The sequence below is a fragment of the Paraburkholderia sp. RL18-101-BIB-B genome, assembly GCF_046026985.1.
Lineage (GTDB): Bacteria > Pseudomonadota > Gammaproteobacteria > Burkholderiales > Burkholderiaceae > Paraburkholderia.
The window spans coordinates 156546-176716 of the sequence record NZ_JARESV010000013.1 but is presented as its reverse complement, the minus strand read 5'-3'; the positions used below and the strand labels follow the sequence as shown (position 1 = coordinate 176716).

Annotated in this window: 19 protein-coding genes and 2 pseudogenes; 9 read left to right on the top strand and 12 right to left on the bottom strand. The window is 62.4% G+C overall.

Annotated features, from left to right (window positions below):
• Positions 1-5 precede the first annotated feature (5 nt).
• Together P0D73_RS20605 and P0D73_RS20600 are read left to right on the top strand one after the other, a co-directional pair.
• Entirely contained in the window at positions 6-824 is an 819-nt protein-coding gene (locus tag P0D73_RS20605) for a fumarylacetoacetate hydrolase family protein (protein ID WP_408176939.1), read from the top strand.
• A gap of 64 nt (positions 825-888) precedes the next feature.
• Entirely contained in the window at positions 889-1800 is a 912-nt protein-coding gene (locus P0D73_RS20600) for an NAD(P)(+) transhydrogenase (Re/Si-specific) subunit beta (protein ID WP_408176940.1), read from the top strand.
• Positions 1801-1865: 65 nt separating this feature from the next.
• Here P0D73_RS20600 and P0D73_RS20595 read toward each other — a convergent pair whose 3' ends face one another.
• Both P0D73_RS20595 and P0D73_RS20590 read right to left on the bottom strand, forming a co-directional pair.
• Positions 1866-2171, bottom strand: coding sequence for a hypothetical protein (locus P0D73_RS20595; protein ID WP_408176941.1), 306 nt, complete (start codon positions 2169-2171; stop codon positions 1866-1868).
• A gap of 96 nt (positions 2172-2267) precedes the next feature.
• On the bottom strand, positions 2268-3215 hold the full coding sequence (locus P0D73_RS20590; RefSeq protein ID WP_132382092.1) for a LysR family transcriptional regulator: 948 nt from the start codon (positions 3213-3215) through the stop codon (positions 2268-2270).
• Between the two features lie 409 nt (positions 3216-3624).
• On the opposite strand from P0D73_RS20590, the gene oxlT reads away from it, so the two are divergent.
• The 3 genes from oxlT (at position 3625) to P0D73_RS20575 (ending at position 7487) form a co-directional block, all read left to right on the top strand.
• Positions 3625-4968, top strand: coding sequence for an oxalate/formate MFS antiporter (gene oxlT / locus P0D73_RS20585; protein ID WP_408176943.1), 1344 nt, complete (start codon positions 3625-3627; stop codon positions 4966-4968).
• 30 nt (positions 4969-4998) lie between these two features.
• Positions 4999-5970: a LysR family transcriptional regulator gene (locus P0D73_RS20580; protein WP_408176944.1), complete on the top strand. Its 972-nt coding sequence runs from the start codon at positions 4999-5001 to the stop codon at positions 5968-5970.
• A 65-nt stretch (positions 5971-6035) separates the two neighbouring features.
• Positions 6036-7487: an aldehyde dehydrogenase family protein gene (locus tag P0D73_RS20575; protein ID WP_408176945.1), complete on the top strand. Its 1452-nt coding sequence runs from the start codon at positions 6036-6038 to the stop codon at positions 7485-7487.
• Between the two features lie 104 nt (positions 7488-7591).
• Here P0D73_RS20575 and P0D73_RS20570 read toward each other — a convergent pair whose 3' ends face one another.
• Positions 7592-8569: a 2-dehydropantoate 2-reductase gene (locus tag P0D73_RS20570; RefSeq protein WP_408176946.1), complete on the bottom strand. Its 978-nt coding sequence runs from the start codon at positions 8567-8569 to the stop codon at positions 7592-7594.
• 482 nt (positions 8570-9051) lie between these two features.
• On the opposite strand from P0D73_RS20570, the pseudogene P0D73_RS20565 reads away from it, so the two are divergent.
• Positions 9052-9258: pseudogene (locus P0D73_RS20565) on the top strand (helix-turn-helix domain-containing protein); the annotation flags it as partial.
• A 195-nt stretch (positions 9259-9453) separates the two neighbouring features.
• Here P0D73_RS20565 and P0D73_RS20560 read toward each other — a convergent pair.
• From P0D73_RS20560 to P0D73_RS20550, 3 genes are all read right to left on the bottom strand, one after another.
• Positions 9454-10074 (bottom strand): LysE family translocator, encoded by a 621-nt coding sequence (locus tag P0D73_RS20560; RefSeq protein ID WP_408281915.1) that lies wholly within the window; start codon positions 10072-10074, stop codon positions 9454-9456.
• Positions 10075-10165: 91 nt separating this feature from the next.
• A complete protein-coding gene (locus tag P0D73_RS20555) occupies positions 10166-10705 on the bottom strand; it encodes a hypothetical protein (RefSeq protein WP_132383260.1) in 540 nt (179 codons plus the stop codon).
• A 229-nt stretch (positions 10706-10934) separates the two neighbouring features.
• The gene (locus tag P0D73_RS20550; RefSeq protein ID WP_132382102.1) at positions 10935-11519 is read right to left on the bottom strand and encodes an IMPACT family protein; all 585 of its coding nucleotides are present in this window, start codon (positions 11517-11519) and stop codon (positions 10935-10937) included.
• 208 nt (positions 11520-11727) lie between these two features.
• Here P0D73_RS20550 and P0D73_RS20545 point away from each other — a divergent pair.
• A pseudogene (locus tag P0D73_RS20545) lies at positions 11728-12354 on the top strand (LysE family translocator).
• Positions 12355-12405: 51 nt separating this feature from the next.
• Here the strand turns inward: P0D73_RS20545 and P0D73_RS20540 are convergent.
• Together P0D73_RS20540 and P0D73_RS20535 are read right to left on the bottom strand one after the other, a co-directional pair.
• On the bottom strand, positions 12406-12774 hold the full coding sequence (locus P0D73_RS20540) for a hypothetical protein (RefSeq protein ID WP_132382106.1): 369 nt from the start codon (positions 12772-12774) through the stop codon (positions 12406-12408).
• 111 nt (positions 12775-12885) lie between these two features.
• Positions 12886-13008: a hypothetical protein gene (locus P0D73_RS20535; RefSeq protein ID WP_279388643.1), complete on the bottom strand. Its 123-nt coding sequence runs from the start codon at positions 13006-13008 to the stop codon at positions 12886-12888.
• 79 nt (positions 13009-13087) lie between these two features.
• Here P0D73_RS20535 and P0D73_RS20530 point away from each other — a divergent pair, with 79 nt between their 5' ends.
• On the top strand, positions 13088-13726 hold the full coding sequence (locus P0D73_RS20530; RefSeq protein WP_408176949.1) for a 2-hydroxychromene-2-carboxylate isomerase: 639 nt from the start codon (positions 13088-13090) through the stop codon (positions 13724-13726).
• A 59-nt stretch (positions 13727-13785) separates the two neighbouring features.
• On the opposite strand, the gene P0D73_RS20525 is transcribed toward P0D73_RS20530, so the two are convergent.
• Positions 13786-14043 (bottom strand): DUF2866 domain-containing protein, encoded by a 258-nt coding sequence (locus P0D73_RS20525; RefSeq protein ID WP_132382110.1) that lies wholly within the window; start codon positions 14041-14043, stop codon positions 13786-13788.
• 276 nt (positions 14044-14319) lie between these two features.
• On the opposite strand from P0D73_RS20525, the gene P0D73_RS20520 reads away from it, so the two are divergent.
• The gene (locus tag P0D73_RS20520) at positions 14320-15435 is read left to right on the top strand and encodes a GGDEF domain-containing protein (RefSeq protein WP_408432706.1); all 1116 of its coding nucleotides are present in this window, start codon (positions 14320-14322) and stop codon (positions 15433-15435) included.
• Positions 15436-15503: 68 nt separating this feature from the next.
• On the opposite strand, the gene P0D73_RS20515 is transcribed toward P0D73_RS20520, so the two are convergent.
• The 3 genes from P0D73_RS20515 to P0D73_RS20505 all read right to left on the bottom strand — a co-directional run bounded on the left by P0D73_RS20515 (position 15504) and on the right by P0D73_RS20505 (position 19828).
• Positions 15504-17237 carry a peptidoglycan D,D-transpeptidase FtsI family protein gene (locus P0D73_RS20515; protein WP_408176952.1) on the bottom strand — a complete coding sequence of 578 codons (1734 nt, stop codon included), beginning with the start codon at positions 17235-17237 and terminating at the stop codon, positions 15504-15506.
• Between the two features lie 25 nt (positions 17238-17262).
• Positions 17263-17886, bottom strand: coding sequence for a trimeric intracellular cation channel family protein (locus P0D73_RS20510; RefSeq protein WP_132382116.1), 624 nt, complete (start codon positions 17884-17886; stop codon positions 17263-17265).
• Positions 17887-18286: 400 nt separating this feature from the next.
• Positions 18287-19828, bottom strand: a complete 1542-nt coding sequence (locus tag P0D73_RS20505) for a methyl-accepting chemotaxis protein (protein ID WP_408176953.1) — start codon at positions 19826-19828, stop codon at positions 18287-18289.
• Between the last annotated feature and the right edge of the window lie 343 nt (positions 19829-20171).

The window sequence follows — 20171 nt, the reverse complement described above, 5'->3', positions numbered from 1 at the left end:
GACGAATGGATACATGGATGCGGTTCATGTCGAGCGACGGCGGCGTCGTGTTCGGCCGTGTGGAAGGCGGCTATCTGCACGAATACGAAGGTCTGGAGCACCCGGTGCCGACTGGCGCCGTGCTGTCGACGCGCGCACTGACGCCGCTCGCGCCGTGCGCGCCCGGCAAGGTCGTCGCGTTATGGAACAACTTTCACGCGCTGGCGGCGAAGCTCGACAAGCCCGTGCCGGCGCACCCGCTTTTCCTGTTGAAGCCGGCGGGTTCGGTGATCGGCTCGGGTGAGCCGATCAGGCGGCCGCTCAGCTATGCGGGCAAGATCGCCTATGAAGGCGAACTCGGCATTGTGATTGGACGGCGCTGCCGCGATGCAAGTGTCGAAGAGGCGGCCGAAGCGATTTTCGGCTATACGCTCGTCAACGACGTGACTGCCGCCGATCTGCTGAACGAAAATCCGCACTTTCCGCAATGGTGCCGGGCGAAGGGCTTCGATACGTTCTGCTGTATCGGACCGGCGATCGTCTCCGGTTTCGACTGGCAGCAAGCGCATCTTGTCACGATGCTCGATGGCGTCGAGCGGCAGAACTATCCGCTCGACGACATGGTTTTCTCGCCCGCCGAGCAGGTGAGTCTGATCTCGCAGGATCTCGCGCTCGAGCCGGGCGACGTGATCGCGTGCGGGACGTCGGTCGGCGTCGGCTCAATCAAGGATGGCGCGACGGTGTCGATCACGGTCGACGGGATCGGAACGCTGAGCAATACCTTGGGCGCCGCGCGCGCGGTCGCCGCGGAGGGCGCGGCGCCGATGGTGGCAGGCGCTGTCTGAACGGTTGACCGATTGCGCGATGCGTTGGCATCGCGCCCATGTATTCCGACACGGAGAAGCGCGCATGCCGCTAGCGTATGACAGTACCGTGTGGTGTTCGCTGGCTGTGGTGTTGGCTTCCGTGCTGGCCGTTGCGCTTGCCGCGGTCGGGCAACTGCCGCTCGAACGGCGACCGAGGCGCCGGCCTGACTGGCACGCCGGTGCATTGGCCGTCGCGCTCGCGGGCCTTTTCGCGGCCGGCATGGGCGCGAGCAACGGCGTGGTCGGAGCAGCGGTGGCGGGCGCGGTGCTCGGCGCGTGGCTGGTGCGCCGGCGCAATCTGACACGGCGCCCGCGCCTCGTTGCGCTGTTGGGCAGCAGCATGGGGCTCGCTGTCATGTCGGGCGGCTTCGCGCGTTATCTGTCGTCGGCGGCGCAGGCGAATGTCGAGCGCGTCGAACTCTATGTCGCCGTGTTCATCGGCGCGCTGATCTTTGCCACCTCGGCTATTGCGTTCTGCAAACTGCGCGGTGCGTTGCAGCTCGGCGCGGCGGTGCGGCCGGGGCACGGCATCGTCAACCTGCTTGCGCTGTTGCTGTGCGGGTGGCTCGGCTACGGATTCGTCACGGAACATGCGCAGCCATTCGGGCTCGCCTCGCTACTCGCGATGAGCGCGCTGGCTTGTGCGATGGGTGTGCATCGGATGCTCAGCCGCGAGTATTCCAGCGGCCACGAGCATGGCCACGATTCAAGCGAGCTTGCCTTTGCCGCGCGTTGCCATAGCTTGACGATGGGCAAGCGCGGCCTGTTGGCACGAATCGAATGGCACGGTGGAGAGGACCAGGCCTGGACGCTGCGCGACGTAGCGCAAGGTAAGGTGCGCACGGCAGCTTACCCGCATCGTCGAAATGGAAGCCATGGCGTGAATGCGGAACGGCGGCAACGTGTGTGCGCCGGCCACCGGCCGGCTCGCGCTACGACACGGCGCACGCCATGAATGCACACAGGCGTCGAATGGTAGGCACGACAACGCGTCGCGGGATCGTGATCGCGCCGACGTCCTCAGTCGCCCGTCGCGGCGAACTCGCTGAAGTACCGAGCCTTCTTGTGCAGAATCATTTGAGCGAGAAAGTCGGCGTCGTAGGCACGGTGCAGATGGGCGTGAAACCGCTCGATGTAGGCAGTAATTCGAGCCGCCTCGCTGTTGAATTCCTGGAGCACGTCGAGCGTGGCGCGATCCCAGCGGAAGCGCAGGCCGAGGTCGCTGAAGGCGGCGTTGTACGCGCTCAGGTGGGCGTCGTCGGGATGGATCGCGGCAACACGAGCGGTGTGCGCGCTGGGCTGGGACTCAACCGAAGCGTGATTCATGATCGGCCTCCTGGGCTGACGAGTGATGGAACTCGCTTGCAGCATAGAAGTCCTGACGAATTTGCAATAGTTAAAGTTTCATTGGGTCTCCATAGCCTACTGCTTATACACGCTCAATTCCTTGACGCGCGTGATCTTCTCGATCAGATTCGCGCCTTCTTCCATCAGGAAGCGTTTGAAGGCAACCGCAACCGGCGGCAGCCGCTTGTTCTTGCGATGCACCACGTACCAGTTGAGCATGACTGGAAAGCTCTCGACGTCGAGCACGACCAGATGGCCGAGCTGCAATTCGAGGCTGATGGTATGCGCGGACAGGAAGGCGATGCCCATGCCCGCGATCACGGCCTGCTTGATCGTCTCGGTGCTCTTGATCTCCATAGCGATCTTGAGGTTGGCAAGACGCCCGGCGAAGCCTTCTTCCATCGAATTCCACGTGTCCGAGCCGCGCTCCCGCACGATAAACGCTTCGCTCGCCAACTGGCTGAACTTGATGTTGCGCTTGTTTGCAAGCGGATGCGTGGGCGCCGCCACGATCACATACGGGTGCGGCGCGAACGGCTCATTGGTCGCATCGGTCTCGTGCGGCGGGCGCACCATCACCGCGAGGTCGGTCTGGTTGGTGGCGAGCTGATGCAGCAGTTCCTCGCGATTGTGCACGGCGAGGTTGAGCACGACGCCCGAGTAGCGGCGCGTGAATTCAGCGAGCAGCCGCGGAAAGAAGTAGTCGCCGGCGCTGATCACCGCGACATTCAGCTTGCCGCCGGAGACGCCTTTGAGCTGACTCATCGCTTCGTCGACTTCGTGGAACTGCTGGATGATCGCGCGGCTGTAGTGAAGCATTTCGGTGCCGGCCGGCGTCAGATAGATTTTTTTACCGAGTTGTTCGAACAACGGCAGCCCGGCGTGTTCTTCGAGTTGCCGGACCTGGGTGGAGACGGCAGGCTGTGTGAGGTGCAATTCCTCGGCGGCGCGCGAGAAGCTCAGGTGGCGCGCCACCGTTTCGAAAACCTTCAGTTGCCGCAGAGTCGCATTCCGCATCGTCATGACCGATGTATAAGCAAATGTGAATCAACATAATAACAAACTTTAATTATTAGTAATTCAGCAATGACCCTAGCATGGCTCTGTATAAGAAAGAGGAATTGCCGCCAGCGGAGTGGGCGAAAAACTCGGGTTAACGCTTGGATTTTAGGCCTGTTGGACGAGGCGGCCGGTGTCTCGCAGTGTAAAAAAGCATTAATTGATCGGAATAAAGCGCTTCCCAGAAAGCGATGATTTAAGCTGGTCTATTTTTAAAGCAGCGAATTAAAGACGCAAATATCAAATATTCCCGAAGGGCACGGCTTTTCGGGTCAAAACCATAAGGTGGGACGCATACAGCACGGCGTCTCCCGAGGGGATTTCCTTCGGGACGTTGGCCGGCTGCACCAAATAAATAGTGGAGACAAGGCACATGGACGATATCAGTCAGCAGACTACGACCCGCGCGTTTTGGGCGAACCGTTGGTGGCAACTCGTCATCGGCATGGTGTGTATGGCCCTGGTGGCCAACCTGCAATACGCCTGGACGCTGTTCGTCACGCCGATGAACGCGCGGCATCACTGGGGCGAAGCGTCCATTCAACTTGCGTTCGCTATTTTCATTCTCACTGAAACGTGGCTCGTGCCGCTTGAAGGCTGGCTCGTCGACAGGTTCGGACCCCGACCCGTGGTCGCGGGCGGCGCCATTTGCGCGGGCATTGCCTGGGTGATGAATTCGTATATCACGACCTTGCCGATGCTGTACGTCTCCGCGGTCATCGCCGGGATTGGTGCGGGTGGCGTGTACGGCACGTGCGTGGGCAATGCGTTGAAATGGTTTCCCGACCGCCGCGGACTTGCCGCGGGTCTCACGGCTGCGGGCTTCGGCGCGGGCGCTGCGGTGACGGTGATTCCGATCGCCAACATGATCACGCGTTCGGGCTATGAGCACACGTTCTTCTTCTTCGGCATTCTGCAAGGTGGATGCATTCTGGCGCTCGCGCTGTTGTTGAAGAAGCCGACCGCGCGCCAGCAAGCCGCACCGAAGAGGAAGTTCGCCGTCTCGAAGGTCGACTTCACGCCGGGTCAGATGATCAAGACGCCAGTGTTCTGGGTGATCTACGTGTCGTTCGTCGCGGTGGCCGCGGGCGGCTTGATGGCGACCGCGCAGATCGGTCCGATCGCCAAAGACTGGGGCCTCGCACGCATCCCGATGACGATCTTCGGCATGACCTTGCCGCTCCTGACCGCCACGCTGTCCATCGACAACGTCTGTAACGGTTTTACGCGTCCGCTGTGCGGCTTTATCTCCGACAAGCTCGGCCGTGAAAACACGATGTTCGTGATCTTCATCGGCGAGGGCCTGGCGCTGCTCGGCTTGATGGAGTACGGCACCAACCCGTATGCGTTCATGACGTTCGCCGCGTTGATCTTCCTGTTCTGGGGCGAAATCTTCTCGATCTTCCCGGCGATCTGTGCCGATACCTTCGGCAGCAAATATGCCGCGGCCAACGCAGGCACGTTGTACACCGCCAAGGGCACGGCTTCGCTGCTGGTGCCGATCGCCTCGGTACTGTCGGCGACGGGCGGCTGGAACCTCGTCTTCATCGTTTCCGCCGTCGTGACGATCGCCGCGGGCATCTCGGCGAAATTCATACTCGCACCGATGCGCTCGCGTTGGATCGAATCGCACGATGAGCCGCAGGGTGTGCTTGCCGTTGCCGGCAACGGCAAGGCGTCGCGGTTGAGCCGCTGGCCTGAGCAGACAGGGGAATAGCATAAATGGCCCACACCCGGCAGTGACGTTATGAATGTTTCGTTGCAGCAACTCAAGGTGTTTGTCGCCGTTGCGCGTGAGCGGAGTTTTACGCGCGCGGCGCGTGAGTTCGATCTGACGCAATCGGCGGTGAGCCGTTGCGTGCGTGAACTCGAAGAAGCCGTCGAATTGAAGCTGTTCGACCGTACCACGCGCCAGGTCGAACTGACTCATGCGGGCGCGAGCCTCGAGCGAAGGATCGGCCGGCTGCTCGATGAAATCGAACTGACGCTGCGGGAAGAGCGGGCCGCTTACGACGGGCACACTGGCGTAGTGGTATTGGCCAGCAATCCCGTGTTGTCGTCGAGTTGGGTGGCGCAGGGACTCGCGCACTGCGCGGCGGCTTTTCCTGAGCTCGCCGTGTCCGTCAGGGATCAGCCGCAAAGCAGTGTGCTAACCAGCGTGGAACAAGGCGAGGTGGACTTCGGCGTGGTCTCGATGGCCGAGCCGCTTGCCGGCGACCTGTTGCACGCGCAACTGGTTTTCACGACGCCGCTCCATGCGGTGATGCCACCTGCCCATCCGCTTGCCCGCCACGCGAGCGTTGCATGGAGCGAGTTGCACGAATGGGCGCTCGTCACGCTGAACGCCGACACGGGTGTGCGCGCGGCGCTCGAACTCGCCTTCAACACGCACGGCGTTAAACGACGGCCGGTGCAGGAACTCGGACATGTCGCGGCGGTGCTGCGCATGGTCGAACTGGGGCTCGGCATCGGCATATTGCCCATCGACACGCATTGGCCCGCAATAGGCGCATCATTGGTCAGCCGGCCGCTCGCGCCCGCGATGAATCTGGCGACACTGCTCGTGCATCGCCGCAACCGTTCCCTCCGACCCAACGCCGCGGCGGCCTGGGCACAGTTCTCCGCGACTTCACATGCCACCGGCGTGTCGCCGTCCGCTTCGCAGATAGACGCGAAGCCGACCGTTGCGCGCGACGGCGCCGTCCTCCACGAGCCCTAGCGTCTTTTGCCCGAACCGGCTCGCAAGCACTCAGCCCACGCAACATCCATGCAAGGAGCTTCATGATGGAAACTGAAACCGACCTCAGGCGCCATGATTTGCTGATTGACGGCAAGCGTTTGCCGCCCGGCACCGGCGAGTATTCCGTCGATATCAACCCCGCCACCGAAGAGCCGATCGCGCTGGTTGCGCAAGGCAGCGCGGCCGATGTGGATGCCGCCGTGCGCGCGGCGCGCGCCGCATTGAAGGTATGGAACGGCATACGGACGGCTGAGCGGGCCCGCATTCTGATGCGTCTCGCCGGCCTGATGCGCGCGAATCTCGAGGAACTCGCCGCGCTCGAAAGTCTCGACGCCGGCAAGCCGATCGCGGCGGTGATGCGCCAGGACATCCCGGCCGCGATCGATACGCTCGAATACTACGCAGGCTGGTGCGACAAGATCAACGGCCAGGTCGTGCCGGTGCGCCCCGATGCATTGACCTACACGTTGCGTGAACCCGTGGGCGTAGTCGCCGCGATCGTGCCGTGGAATTTCCCGCTGATGATCGGCATGTGGAAGATCGCGCCGGCGCTCGCGTGCGGTTGCACGCTGATCGTCAAGCCCGCGGAGATCACGCCGCTGACCGCGCTGCGCATCGGCGAACTCGCACTCGAAGCGGGTGTGCCGCCGGGCGTGCTGAATATCGTCACCGGCAAGGGACGTGTGGTCGGCGATGCGCTGGTCGCGCATCCCGGCGTCGACAAGGTGACGTTCACGGGCTCGCCCTCCGTGGGGCGCGGCATTCTGCAAGGCGCGGCCAGCAATTTCAAACGCGTTACGCTGGAACTCGGCGGCAAGTCGGCCAACCTGATTTTCCCGGATGCCAATCTCGACAACGCGGTGCGCGCCGCGGCGTCGGGGATCTTCTTCAATACCGGCCAGGTGTGTTCGGCGGGTTCGCGCATTCTCGCCCATCGCGACGTGTACGACGAAGTGGTCGAGCGTCTCGCCGCGCGTGCGAAGTCGATCAAGGTCGGCGATCCGTCGTCGCGCGAAACGTCGATGGGGCCGCTCATCTCCGCGGCGCAGATGAAGACCGTGCTGGGCTATGTCGAAACGGGCCGCGCCGAAGGGGCGTCGCTCGTAGCCGGCGGCGCGCGGGTGGGCGAGCGCGGCTTCTTTGTCGAGCCGACTGTGTTTGCCAACGTCGAGCATGAAATGCGCATTTCGCAGGAGGAGATCTTCGGGCCAGTGGCGAGCGTGATTCGTTTCAACGACGAAGCCGACGCGATAAGGATTGCCAATGGCACGTTGTATAGCCTCGCGGCGGGCGTGTGGAGTGCGGACATCGGCCGGGTGCATCGGGTTGCGCGGGATCTGAAGGCGGGGACCGTGTGGATCAACACATACGGCTACACCGATGTGCGCCTGCCGTGGGGAGGATCGGGCGACTCGGGATTTGGCCGCGAACACGGCGACGTTGCGATTGAGAACTTCACTGAACCCAAGGCGGTGTGGCTCGCTATCGATCAGTAGCGTTAAAAAAGGATCGAACGCGCGCGGCGTTCGATCCTTTCTTGTTTGCGTTTGACGGTATGCGAGAGAGAGCGAGTTTCTGATCGCTCTCTCTCTTTTGAGCCTCAAGCCCCCTGCAATGCCATCCGTTCACGCAGTTTGATGAGCGCCAGCACGACATCGATAGTCGGCGTGGGCTCCGCGACGAGGCGGCCCATTTCCTGCACGACCGTCAGCAGCGGATCGATCTCCATCGGCCGACGATTCTCCAGGTCGACCAGCGTCGAGGTCTTGTGCGCGCCGACCGCGCCCGCGCCATCGATACGCTTTTCCACGTCGACGCGAAAGTGCACGCCGAATTGATCCGCAATGCGCTTGGCTTCGAGCATCATCGTGCGCGATACCGCGCGCGTGCCGGGGTCGCTGGTGAGCACGTCGAGCGTGGCATGCGTCAATGCGCTGATCGGGTTGAAGCACAGGTTGCCCCATAGTTTCAGCCAGATTTCGTCGCGGATATTGTCGCGAATCGGCGCCTCGAAACCTGCCGCCTGCATGATCTCGTGCAATTGCTGAATGCGCGGCGTGCGTTCTCCGCTCGGCTCGCCGATCGGGAATTTCTTGCCATACACGTGTTTGATCACGCCCGGTTCGACGATTTCGGCGGCGGGGTACAGCACGCAGCCGATCGCCCGTTCGGGCCCGAGCTTCGTCCATTGGCTGCCGTCCGGGTCGACGCTGGCGAGACGCGTGCCGGCGAATCGGCCGCCGTGCTGATAGAAGTACCAGTACGGAATGCCGTTGACGCCCGTGACGATGGCCGTGTGCTTGCCGAGCAGCGGCTGCATTGCGTCGACCACGCCGGGCAGCGAATGTGCCTTTAGCGTAATGATCACGAAGTCCTGCACGCCGAGCTCGCGCGGATCGGACGTGCAGCGCACGGGCGCGCTGAACGTCTCGCCGTCCATGATCAGACGCGCGCCGTGCTCGCGCATTGCCGCGAGATGCGGACCGCGCGCGACGAAACTCACATCCGCACCGGCGCGTGCAAGTTGCACACCCATCAAGCCGCCGATCGCTCCCGCTCCGAAGACACAGATCTTCATGATGCCGCTCCTCTGATGATGAAAAGTCGCTTGCCCGATGCCGTATCTCGCCGTGCACGGTTTGCGGGTCATTGTTCGAGCATACGGGGGCGGGACGATTGCAGATAGTTAAAGTTTGTCGACGAATGCATTAGGGATGGGTTATGGATGACGCGACGCCCGAGAACGCGGGAAGGGAACTGTACTGAACCGGGAAGTAAGGCGGGAAGCGGACGAATGCCGCAATTGATTGGGGAATCTCTTAAGCCTAGGAAATCTACGTGGGCGCAGAACGCGACTTCTTTGAGAAGTTACGCATGCAGGCGACATCGCAAAACAGCATGTTGAGAGTGGCGCCAGAAAGTCATAGGTTGATGTGAGCTATCCCGTCGTGTTCTTGTGTGTGGCGCCCGTGTGGATAACTTTTCAACCGTTCAAAATACCGGCGAACGGCGGTCGCACGTATTGCCACAAATCAGCCCTGTTGAACACATTGGCGTGGCTCTATTTATTTGCGGAGGATACGGCTCGACATGAGTTGCCGCCTTCTCGTTGAAACCAGCCTCCCGGTCGACAAGATTGCCCGCCGATGCGGAATCGGCAGCGGCGGACGCCTTTCCAAACTCTTCCGCACTCTCCTTGCGACGACACCGACCGGGTATCGTTCGTTCAAGCGACAAACATACAAACTGTCGCAACGAACCGTTTAAGGGGCGGGTGGTATTGAGGCGGTCGCGGCACGTGCGCCTCAAACCAGCTTCCTTGTTGTGGGACATACGATCCAACTTCACACGTACGGCGGCGTCATTGCACGTTTGGGTTCTGTCGCATCATCTGCGTCCTGTGCGATGCGCTCGAGCGAAACGGCGTGATTGGCCGCGCCGAGTGCTCAATGTCCAACTCCCTCACCCCCGCCTCACCATCAAAAACCCCACCCCAATCGCCGCCAGAAATCCCCCACAGCAGCGATTAAACCACCGCCTTACCCTGGCACGCACCAGCCACTTCCCAAGATACATCCCGGCCCACGAATACAACGCAATAGCAAACCACTCCAGCACGAGAAAGCTCGCCCCGAGCACCGCAAACTGCGGCAACATTGGCTTCGCAATATCAACAAACTGCGGCAAGAACGCGGTAAACACGAGAATAGCCTTCGGATTGCCGGCGGCCACGAGAAACTCCCTTCGCGCGACCCGCCCAAGCGACGCCTCTTCCTGCTGCGTCGTGTCGATCGTAGGCGCATCGCTCCGCCAGAGCTGAATGGCCAACCAGATCAGATAAGCCGCGCCGGCCAGTTTGATCGCGAGAAAGAACCACTCCGAGGCGTGCAACACAACCGCAAGACCGGTTGCGGCAAGCACGAGCATCACGGCGAATGCGACCAGGCGCCCCATGCCGCCGACGAACGCGGTCATGAAACCGTGACGCGCCGCTACATTGATCGACAGTAGATTATTAGGCCCAGGCGCGAGATTGATCGCAAAGCAGGCAGGCAGGAAGAACAGCCAGGCGGTGATGGACATGACGGCTCGCAGGTAAAACGCAATTGCCACGGAGCGCGGCACGCTATTGCAAATTGTAGCGAACCCGGCCGACCCGATGTCGACGATGCGCTTAATTCACCGCTTTGACAAACCCCGGATCGCCGATCAAAGCGTCGACGCTCAACTTGACGGTATCTTCAATAGCGATGGTGCTACTGGTGAACTTCGGCGACTTTTGCTTGACCGTCTTGGTGGTCGAAAACACGACCTTCTGGGTCGCGGCGTCGGTCACCACATAACGCATTTTCAGCGTCCACAACGCCGGCGAGCGTGTGTCGTCCACAGTGAATTTCTCGATGCTGCCGCTGAGAACGCGCTCGCCTGCGTCGAGATGAAAGCCGGCGATCCGTAGACTGGTCACAATGCCGTTGCGCACGGTTTCATTGATATCGTCCTTGAGCACGATGCCCGTCATCGCCGTGTTTTCGATGCGGTTCGGCGACACTTGTCCGCTGCGAGCGGGCATATAGGCGAAGTCACGGGCAGGGGCAACGCTGAGCCAGCCGGTCGGATGCGCTACCGCGCGCGGCGAGCTATTCAGGCCGAACCAAGACCACGAGCAGGCGGAGAGCATCAACGGCAGCGCGATCGTCCCGCATCCCTTGAGCACGGTCGATGTCAAAGGTGAACGCGTGGAATTGAGCGACTGCGGCAGAGACGCGCTCCGATGCGGCGACTCAGTCGCTGTGCTGGAAAAAGCGGCGGTCGAGGTCAGAGGAGTTGCCCTTTTAGATTGAATCAAGCCGGGGAATAAACGACATGGTAACAGCGGCCCGGACTCGCGCATCTCTTATTCAGGGAGCGCTCTGCCTCTCGCAAGGAAGAAACACGTCAAGCCGTCAGAAGAACCCGGCTTTTCCTTGAGTCATATCCACCAACGCTCGCTGGGCATCATCGACCGCGTTGATGGGCAAACGGATCGTCATTTTCACCAGCATCGCGTAGGCGCTGTCCACGAGCGCATAGCCTTCGGCATCGATCCATCGGCGCACTTTCGCCTCGTCGGCGTAACTCACCTCGACGATCAGCGAAACCTGTGCAATCCGCTCGACGCGCGGCGCATCCAGCAGCGCCGAAGCGATCGCATCCGTGTACGCGCGCACGAGGCCGCCGGCGCCGAGCTTCACGCCGCCGTAATAGCGCACGACGGCGGCCAGCACGCCGTCCAGATCGTGATGCCGCAACACTTCGAGAATCGGCCGGCCGGCGGTGCCGGAGGGCTCGCCGTCGTCGGACATGCCGGACTGGCCGCCTGCCAGCAGCGCCCAGCAGACATGCGTCGCGGCAGGATGCTCGTCGCGCAGGCGCCGCAATTCGGCCATCGCGGCGTCGCGGTCGGCGACCGGTAGCGCGTACGCAATGAATCGGCTCTTGCGAATCTCGAGTTCCGCGCTCAACGGCGCGGGCAGGGTGTAAGTGGGCAAGGCAAAGACTTCGGTGAATGGAAACGCTGACCGCGCGCGGTCTTACGCCCGCCATGGTAACGGATCGACGGCTCGCTAATGGACAATCTCCGAGACGGCCATGCACGGCACGCACGGCGCGCGCCAGTCGGAAATCGCCCGTTCGTCTACAATCTTCCGCTGAACACGCGCGGCTGTCCGCCGGAACCAGCGCGTCAAAGGAGACGACATGCTTGACCTATCCACGTTAGGGACTTTCGTAGCCGTTGTACTCGGGCTCTTTCTGATTCCGGGTCCGGCGGTGCTGCTGGTGTTGACGCGCACCGTGCATGGCGGCCGCAAGGCCGGCATTCTCACCGGCCTCGGCATTGCGGTTGGCGATTTCATTCATACGCTGGGCGCCTCGGTCGGCCTCTCGGCGCTACTGATGACCTCGGCGCTGGCCTTCAACGCGGTCAAGTTCGTCGGCGCGGCCTACCTCGTTTAACTGGGCATTCGCGCGTTGCGCGAGAAGCAGGCGAGCGCGCATATGCCGACCGTCGCCCCGGTGTCGGCCTCGAAAGCCTTCTTTCAGGCCATTCCCGCCGAAGTGCTGAATCCCAAGACCGCACTGTTTTTCCTCGCGTTTCTGCCGCAGTTCGTTCGTCCCGAACACGGTTCCACGTTTCTGCAGTTCACCACGCTGGGCCTCATCTTTGTCGGCATGAGTGCGCTTTACACGACGCTGATCGTGTTGACGATTCGTCCGCTGGGCAAATTCGTCAAGCGTCTGACGTGGCTGACGCGCTGGCAGAACAAGATCATCGGTGTGCTGTTCATTTCGCTCGGCCTGCGCGTGGCCACGCAAACGCGTTGATCGATCCGCGCGGCCTCGCTTCTCCGCAGCGTCAGCGAGGCCGCATTCCCGCTAGATATTGCGGCGCTGGCGTCTGAGACGGCCTTCGCGCGCGTACTCCATCTGACCTTCCGTGCGGACCGCGAGCCTTTCCTGCTCGGCGCGGCTCATCTGCCGCGTATCGTCGATGTCGCCGACACGCAGCACTTCCTGCGCAATCCTGATGCGCAGCGTCATCAACGGTTCGCCGCGCTCGACCAGCGTGCGGTCCGCGGCGCGCGCCTGCTGAACGCCGCAGTCGATCAGGTTGCGCAGTTCCAGCAGCGTGAGCCGCTGCCGCTGGATTTCGAGGATGAGCCGCTGGACGGCCTGTTCGTCGCGCGTGCGCCACCAGGCGCGCAGCTCGGCGAGCGTGGGAGGTTCGAAGGGTGGAAGGCGCATTGCTCAGACGAAAAAGTACTGTATATATGTACAGTATATCCCGTCTTTTTACGGAATCGCGTAGAGCGCGTTCGCCGGTTCACGGGCGTCGCAGGCGAGGGCGTGAATAGCTCAGGACAGCGCGAGCATGATGGACGTGGACACCACGATGATGAAAAGACACGCGGCGGTGAGAATGTCGTAGGGATAGTTCATGTTATGAGCATCTGACGTAGCGGTGTGAAGGGCCATCATAGGGATAAGCGCGCGGCACGACTGTTAAGCTTTGCAAGACCTAGGCGCTGTCCGGCTACGTATGACTGGAGGGGAAAAGATGAACGAGGCAGCAACGCGCGTGCCTACGCATGCACCGGAGATCGAGTTCTGGTTCGACTTCGGCAGCAACTACAGCTACCTCAGCGTCATGCGCGTCGAAGCTGAGGCTGCGGCGCGAGGCGTGCGGATTCTCTGGCGTCCCTTCTTGCTGGGGCCGGTCTTTCGCGACCTCGGTTTCGACAATTCGCCGTTCGTGCTGCAGAAGGAGAAGGGCGCATATGTGTGGAAGGACATGGAACGGCAATGCCGTAAATACGGCATCGCCCTGACGCGTCCCACCACGTTCCCGCGCGCGGCGCTTCTTGCAATGCGCGTGGCGCTGCTCGGCGCGGATCGCGAATGGATTGCCGCCTACTGCCGCAAGATCATGCAACTGAACTTCGCGCATGACCGCGATATCGGTTCGATGGAGGTGGTGAGCGAAGCGCTCGATGAACTGGATTTGCCGGCGCGGGAGATCATCGCCGAAGCGCAAAGCGACGCGAACAAACTGCGCTTGCGTGAACAGACCGCGGCAGCCGTGGCCCGAGGGATTTTCGGCGCGCCGACGTTCTTTGTCGGCGATGAAATGTTCTGGGGCAACGACCGACTGGACGATGCGTTGGACTACTGCGCATCGCTCGCCACGCGCGGCTAACGTGACGAATGGTGACGAATGGTGACGAATGCGCGGCGCGCGATCGGCGCGCAAGCGAGTTATTCGTTGCCGTCCTGACAAAAACGCCGACCCGGCACGTGCGAGACGACAGCCTGAGCGATTTCAAGCGGCGTACTCTCGGCGGGCACCACCCGGCGGCTCGATTCGGGCGTGTGCTTCATGGTCCATTCGACGAGCCGGTATGAGCGCCCCCAAGGATGCTGCAGCGGGTCCGAGACCTTGCATGAGTGAATCTGGCTGACCCATTCGTTGCCGGGCATGGTGCGCAGATGCTCGAATACCGTGTCTTCAACCATGGTTTGACTCCTTCTTCGCGGGCCTGCAGCCCATCTTCTGGCGCGTCGTCGACACCCCGGGGGAAAAAGCGCCGCCGATGTTCTGGCGGCTTCAACAGGGGATGTTGTGCCTCATGGTTACAGCAAAGAATTAAGCCAGACTTAAGAAGGCGCAAAAGCGGATCGCGTAAAAGCGTGGTCGCCGCGATCGGGCTCTCAAGACCTCGCGAAATCCGCCGTTATTACAGCGATTGGGGGTCGCCAACCCCGCTTCGCCTTCTGGCCCGCACCTATATAGTGACGAACCTCGCCCAAACGCCGCTTTCCGAGCGCCTTCGCTCGCTCGTCGATACCGTGCAGCACAACGAGCGCACGCTGCGGCGCTTCCAGAACGTCGAGTTGCGTTTGATCGGCGCTCAGGACTTCGCATCGTTTCTCGACACGCTGTTCACCCAGTTGCCGCGGGAATTTTCGCTGACGGGCGTGACGCTCTGGCTCGACGACCGCGCGCCGATGCTGCGCGAGCTGCTCGAACCGGTCGCCTTGCGCGCACTCGATCAGTCGAAGCTGCGCACCTCGCGCGAAGGCGGTCTTGCCGCACAAGGTCTGTGCGAGGAGGGCCGGCCGTGGCTCGGTAAGCCGCACGACATGGATGACGCGGCGCGACGCGCGTTCTTCGGCGACACCGAAGCACCGGCAAGCGCCATCCTGTTGCCGCTTGCCGCGGGCGACACCGTCAGCGGCTATCTCTGTCTCGGCAGCGACGACCCGGCGCGTTTCGGCCAAGGCATGGCCACCGACATTCTGGAGCGCTTCGCGAGCATCGTGACAGCGAGTCTCGACAACGTGGCGCATCGCGAGCGGCTCAAACAACTGGGCATGACCGATTCGTTGACGGGCCTCGCCAATCGCCGCTATTTCGACGAGCGGCTGCGCGAGGAGATCATGCGCGCCGTTCGCTATTGCGTGCCGGTGGCATGTCTGTTCATCGATATCGACAGCTTCAAACGGATCAACGACACCTACGGCCATCAGACCGGCGACCGCGCGTTGGCGGCGGTGGCGGCTTGCGTGCGGCAACAGGTGCGCCTGGGCGATACCGTGGCGCGTTATGGCGGCGAAGAATTCGCGGCGCTGCTACAGGGCGACCGCGCCGATGCGCTCACGGTCGCCGAGCGTGTGCGCCTCGCGGTCGAGCGACTCGCTTTGCAGGACGATCATGGCGAGCGCATCGCCTTGACGGTGTCGATCGGTGTGGCGGCGCGTACGATCAGCGGCACGCCGACCGAGGCGGCCAAGCTAGGCGGCGCGATGATGGAAGAAGCCGATCGCGCGATGTATCAGGCCAAACGCAACGGCCGCAATCGCATCGAGGCGCTGGTGAATGCGGGCGGCGAGAAGATGGCTCGTTGATGTGAGCCGCTGAAGCGCGCATCGAACTTGCGTGACCGGCTGCTCGGCGCGCATGCCGCTTGAGGTTCTCAAGTGCCCGGCGCATCCGGCGGCACACCCAGCAATTGCAGCGCTCCGCCCGTCACTCCGCTGAACACCGGACCGGCCACCGTCCCACCATAAAACGCCTTGCCCGCCGGGTCGTCGATCATCACGGCGACGATCAGGCGGGGGTCGCTCATCGGCGCCATGCCGACGAACAACGCGCGGTAGCGGTTTTTCGCGTAGGTCGCGCCGACCTGTTTGCGCGCCGTGCCGGTCTTGCCGCCGATCCGGTAGCCTTCCACCGTCGCCGCGCGTCCTGTGCCGCCCACGCCGGTCGCCATTTCCAGCATCGAGCGGATGGCGCGTGCGGTGGTCGGCGTCGTAACCGCCTGGCCCTTGCCGTCGGATTGCGCGGCCGCGCCCGCTCCATTGCGCAACAGACTCACGCGATGCATCGTGCCGTCGCCGGCATAGGCCGTGTACACCTGCGCCATCTGCAGTAGCGACGTGGACAGCCCGTAGCCGTACGCCATGGTCGCCTGTTCGATCGGCCGCCAGCGTTTGTACGGACGCACCTTGCCCGACGCCACGCCCGGAAAGGTCAGCTCGGGCCGCAGACCGAGCCCGTATTCCTGATACTTGGTCCAGATCTTTTCTGCCGGCAGATTCAGCGCGAGCTTGGCGAGCGCGATATTGCTCGACTTCTGCACGGCTTCGGCGACGGTCATCACGCCATGATTCGAGGTGTCGTGGATGACGGCCGGCCCGATCTTGTACCAGCCAGGCGCGGTATCGATGACACTCTGCGGCCGCACCTTGCCCTCGTCGATCGAGAGCGCGACGACCACCGGCTTGATCGTCGAGCCCGGCTCGAAGGTGTCGACCACCGCGCGATTGCGCAACTGGCGGCCGGTCAGGCGGGCGCGGTCATTCGGATCGAAGCTCGGGTAGTTGGCGAGCGCCAGAATCTCGCCGTTGCGCGCGTCGAGCACCACCACGCTGCCGGCTTCGGCGTGATGTTTGGCAATCGCGTCCTTCAGTTGCGCATAGGCGAGCTGCTGAATCCGCCGGTCGATCGTCAGATGGATGGTCTCGCCGTTCTGCGCGGGCACGAGCGGCCGGGTCTCGGACACCACGCGGCCCAGACGGTCACGGATCACTTCGCGCTGGCCGGGCACGCCGAGCAGTTGCTCGTTGGCCGCGAGTTCGACGCCTTCCTGGCCGTTGTCCTCGATATCCGTGAAGCCGACCACGTGCGCCGCCGATTCGCCTTCGGGATAAAAGCGCTTCGAATCGGCGATCTGCGTGATGCCCGCGAGGCCAAGCTTGGACAGATGCCCGGCGGTCTCGGCGTCCACCTGGCGCTTGAGCAGGACGAAGGTCTTGTCGCCGTTCAGACGCCGGCGCAGTTCCGCCAGCGGCAGATCGAGCAGCTTCGAGAGCGGCGCGATCGCGGCTTCGTCGATCAGTTTGGGCGAAGCCCAGATCTCGTAAGTCGCGAGGCTGACGGCGAGCATCGAGCCATTGCGATCGACGATCCGCCCGCGCGTCGCGTCGAGTTCGATGGTGCGCTGATAGCGCTTTTGCCCTTGGTCGACGTAGAAGTCCTGGTTCACCACCTGCACCCAGAACGCGCGCCCCGCGAGCGAGGCGAACGCGCCGAACACCAGCAGGACGATGAATTTCGAACGCCACATCGGCAGGCGCGCGGCCAGCAACTGGTTCTTCGCGACGGGCGCGTAGGGGTCGTGCGGCTGCGATTTCTTCTTCTGGATCATTGGGTGCGGATAACGAACAGCTCGATTAACTTGCGCCGCCCGAATCGGCGGCGGTGAATACCTTGAGTTGCCAGCGGAATCGCACGGCCAGCATGCGCACCGCGAAACCGCCTGCGAGCACCACGACCGACGCCGGCCCCGGCGCCACGCCGCAGGCTTGCAAGGCCACATACACGGCGCCGGCGCCGAGGGCGATGCTGGCGTACAACTCCTGACGCAACACCAGCGGCATCTGGTTGCACAGCACGTCGCGCAACATGCCGCCGCACACGCCGGTGATCGCGCCGGCCAGCACGACAATGGCGGGGCTTACGTCCAGCGTCGCGGCCACGTCGCAGCCGATCACCGTGAAGGCGATCAGGCCGATCGCGTCAACCGTGACGAAGAGCCTCTGCCAGTTGCGCAGCCACTTCGCGCACGCCGCGGCAACCGACGCCGCCCCGATTGTAATGAGAACGTAATCTGGATGCGAGATCCACGCAAGGGGATAGTGACCGAGCAGGACGTCGCGCACCGTGCCGCCGCCGAGCGCGGTGACGGTGCCGACGAGGCACAGACCGAAGCGATCCATGCCGCGGCGCATGCCCATGAGCGCGCCGGACATGGCTTCCGCGACGATCGCGAGCAGGTAGAGGAGATGGAGCAGCATGACGGCGAGCCTCGATGAACGGCGCTCGCGGCGGCTCCGGCGTGGAGCGCATCTGCGCGGCGGGCGTTAAAAAAGCGGCCATTATCGTAAGCGTGCCGTTAGCATGAAAATGCCTTAAGCAAAATTCGGCGATGCCAAATTCGGCTTAATCTGGTTGCGGTTCGGCGCGTGGTAAGCGTTTGCTGAGCAAGGCGACACCAGGTACGCCAGAGGTGGTCCAAGGTGGACCGAGGCGCGCGCGGGCGTAAAAAAAACCGCGCGGACTTAAAAAATCCGCGCGGCTCTTTCGTTCGATTAATGCGTCGACTCCGACGCGGCGTGTTAAAGAGGCGCTCCCTGCCTGTTGAGCGCCTTCTTTTTTTTGTGCTGCTTGTGCCGGTTTCGGCCGGTCTGACAATACTCAGGCCGGCAGCGCGAAACTCGAAATCGCTTCGCGCAACACACCCACCTGGTCCTTCAGCGAATGCGCCGCCGCCGCCGCCTCTTCGACCAGTGCCGCGTTCTGCTGCGTGACCTGATCCATTTCGCCGACCGCGCGATTGACCTGCTCGATGCCCGCGCTCTGTTCGCGCGAGGCATTGCTGATCTCTTCGAGAATCTCATTCACGCGACGCACCGACTGCACGATTTCGCCCATCGTCGAACCCGCATTGGCGACCAGCGACGCGCCGGCTTCCACCGTATTCGTCGAGGTTTCGATCAAGGCCTTGATTTCCTTCGCCGCCGTGGCCGAACGTTGCGCGAGGCTGCGCACTTCGGCCGCGACCACCGCGAAACCACGACCCTGTTCGCCGGCGCGGGCCGCTTCGACTGCCGCGTTGAGCGCGAGAATGTTGGTCTGGAAGGCGATGCCGTCGATCACGCCGATGATGTCGCCGATCTGCCGCGAGCTGGCGGTGATCTCGCCCATCGTGCGGACCACGTCGTCGACCACGCGGCTGCCGCGCGTGGCGACATCTGCGGCCTGGCCGGCGAGGTGCGCGGCCTGCAGCGCGCTGTCCGCGTTCTGCTTCACGTTGACCGTCATCTGATCCATGCTCGACGCCGTTTCGACGAGCGCGGCCGCCTGTTCTTCCGTGCGTTGCGAGAGATCCGTGTTGCCGGCGGCGATTTCGGTCGCGCCGATATTGATGCTCTCAGTGCCGAGACGCACGCGCGACACCGTCTCGACGAGACCGGCCTGCATCGTCTGGAGCGCATGCAGCAGGCTGCCGGTGTAGTCCGACTGAACCGGCACGCGCGTGGCGAGATTGCCGCGCGCCATCAGCTGCGCGTGTTCCACGGCCACTTCGAGATCGCCGCCGAGCGTGCGGCGAATGCTGCGCAGCACCAGCAGCATGACGGCGGTGGCGATCGCGCCGAGCGTGACGGTGATGACGAGCCAGCGCAGCAGATTGGCGTAGAACGCGCTTTGCACGTCATCCATATACATGCCGGTGACGAGATACCAGTCCCACGGCGCGAAGTGAATCGAGTAGCTGGTTTTGGCGACCGGTTTGTCGCTCCCCGGCTTGGACCACAGGTAGTCGACAAAGCCGCCGCCCTCGCGATTGCCCGCGTTGACGATATCGACGAACAGATGGTTGCCCGCCGGATCGGTGAACTGCGCGAGATTCTTGCCGACCATTTCCGGTTTGATCGGATGCATCAGCATGGCGGGCTGCGAATCGTTGACGGAGATGTAGCCGTCTTTACCGTAGCGCATGGCCGCGAGGCTTTCCAGCGCCTGCTTCTTCGCTTCGTCTTCGGTAATGGTGTGCTGCTGCGCGAGCGTGTAGTAACGGCCGACGATGTGGTTGGCCTGGTCGATCAGCGATTTCAGCTGATCGCGGCGGTCCGAGATCATCGAGGCACGGTTTTGCCATGCGCCGAAGCCGCCGATCAGGATCAGGCCGATCCAGAGGACGGCGATCATCGAGGCCAGTTTTCTGTTCAAAGTCATAGCGGTTTTTGCTTTCGCACAGTGGTCGGTCAGGGATTGGATTCGCTTGTGGCGAGTGGCTTGTCGCTGACTGTGTTTACGGCGCGGCGGCATGGGGTCCGCAGGGCAGGGGAAACCCGCTGTTAAACATTTCTATTCGTCTGACTAAAGAGACCTTTTACCGTTGGAACGGCATTTTTTATGTTTCATCAAGTGGATTTATTCATTTTTTGCTTATTCAATCAGGCTTTCTCGCTATTGCCAATTAAAAATGTCGGTGTTGATGAATCGGCATTAATAATTAAGGCTTTCCGTAATTAAAAAACGAATATTAAAAACTCAACATCGCCACAACTGTTGACGA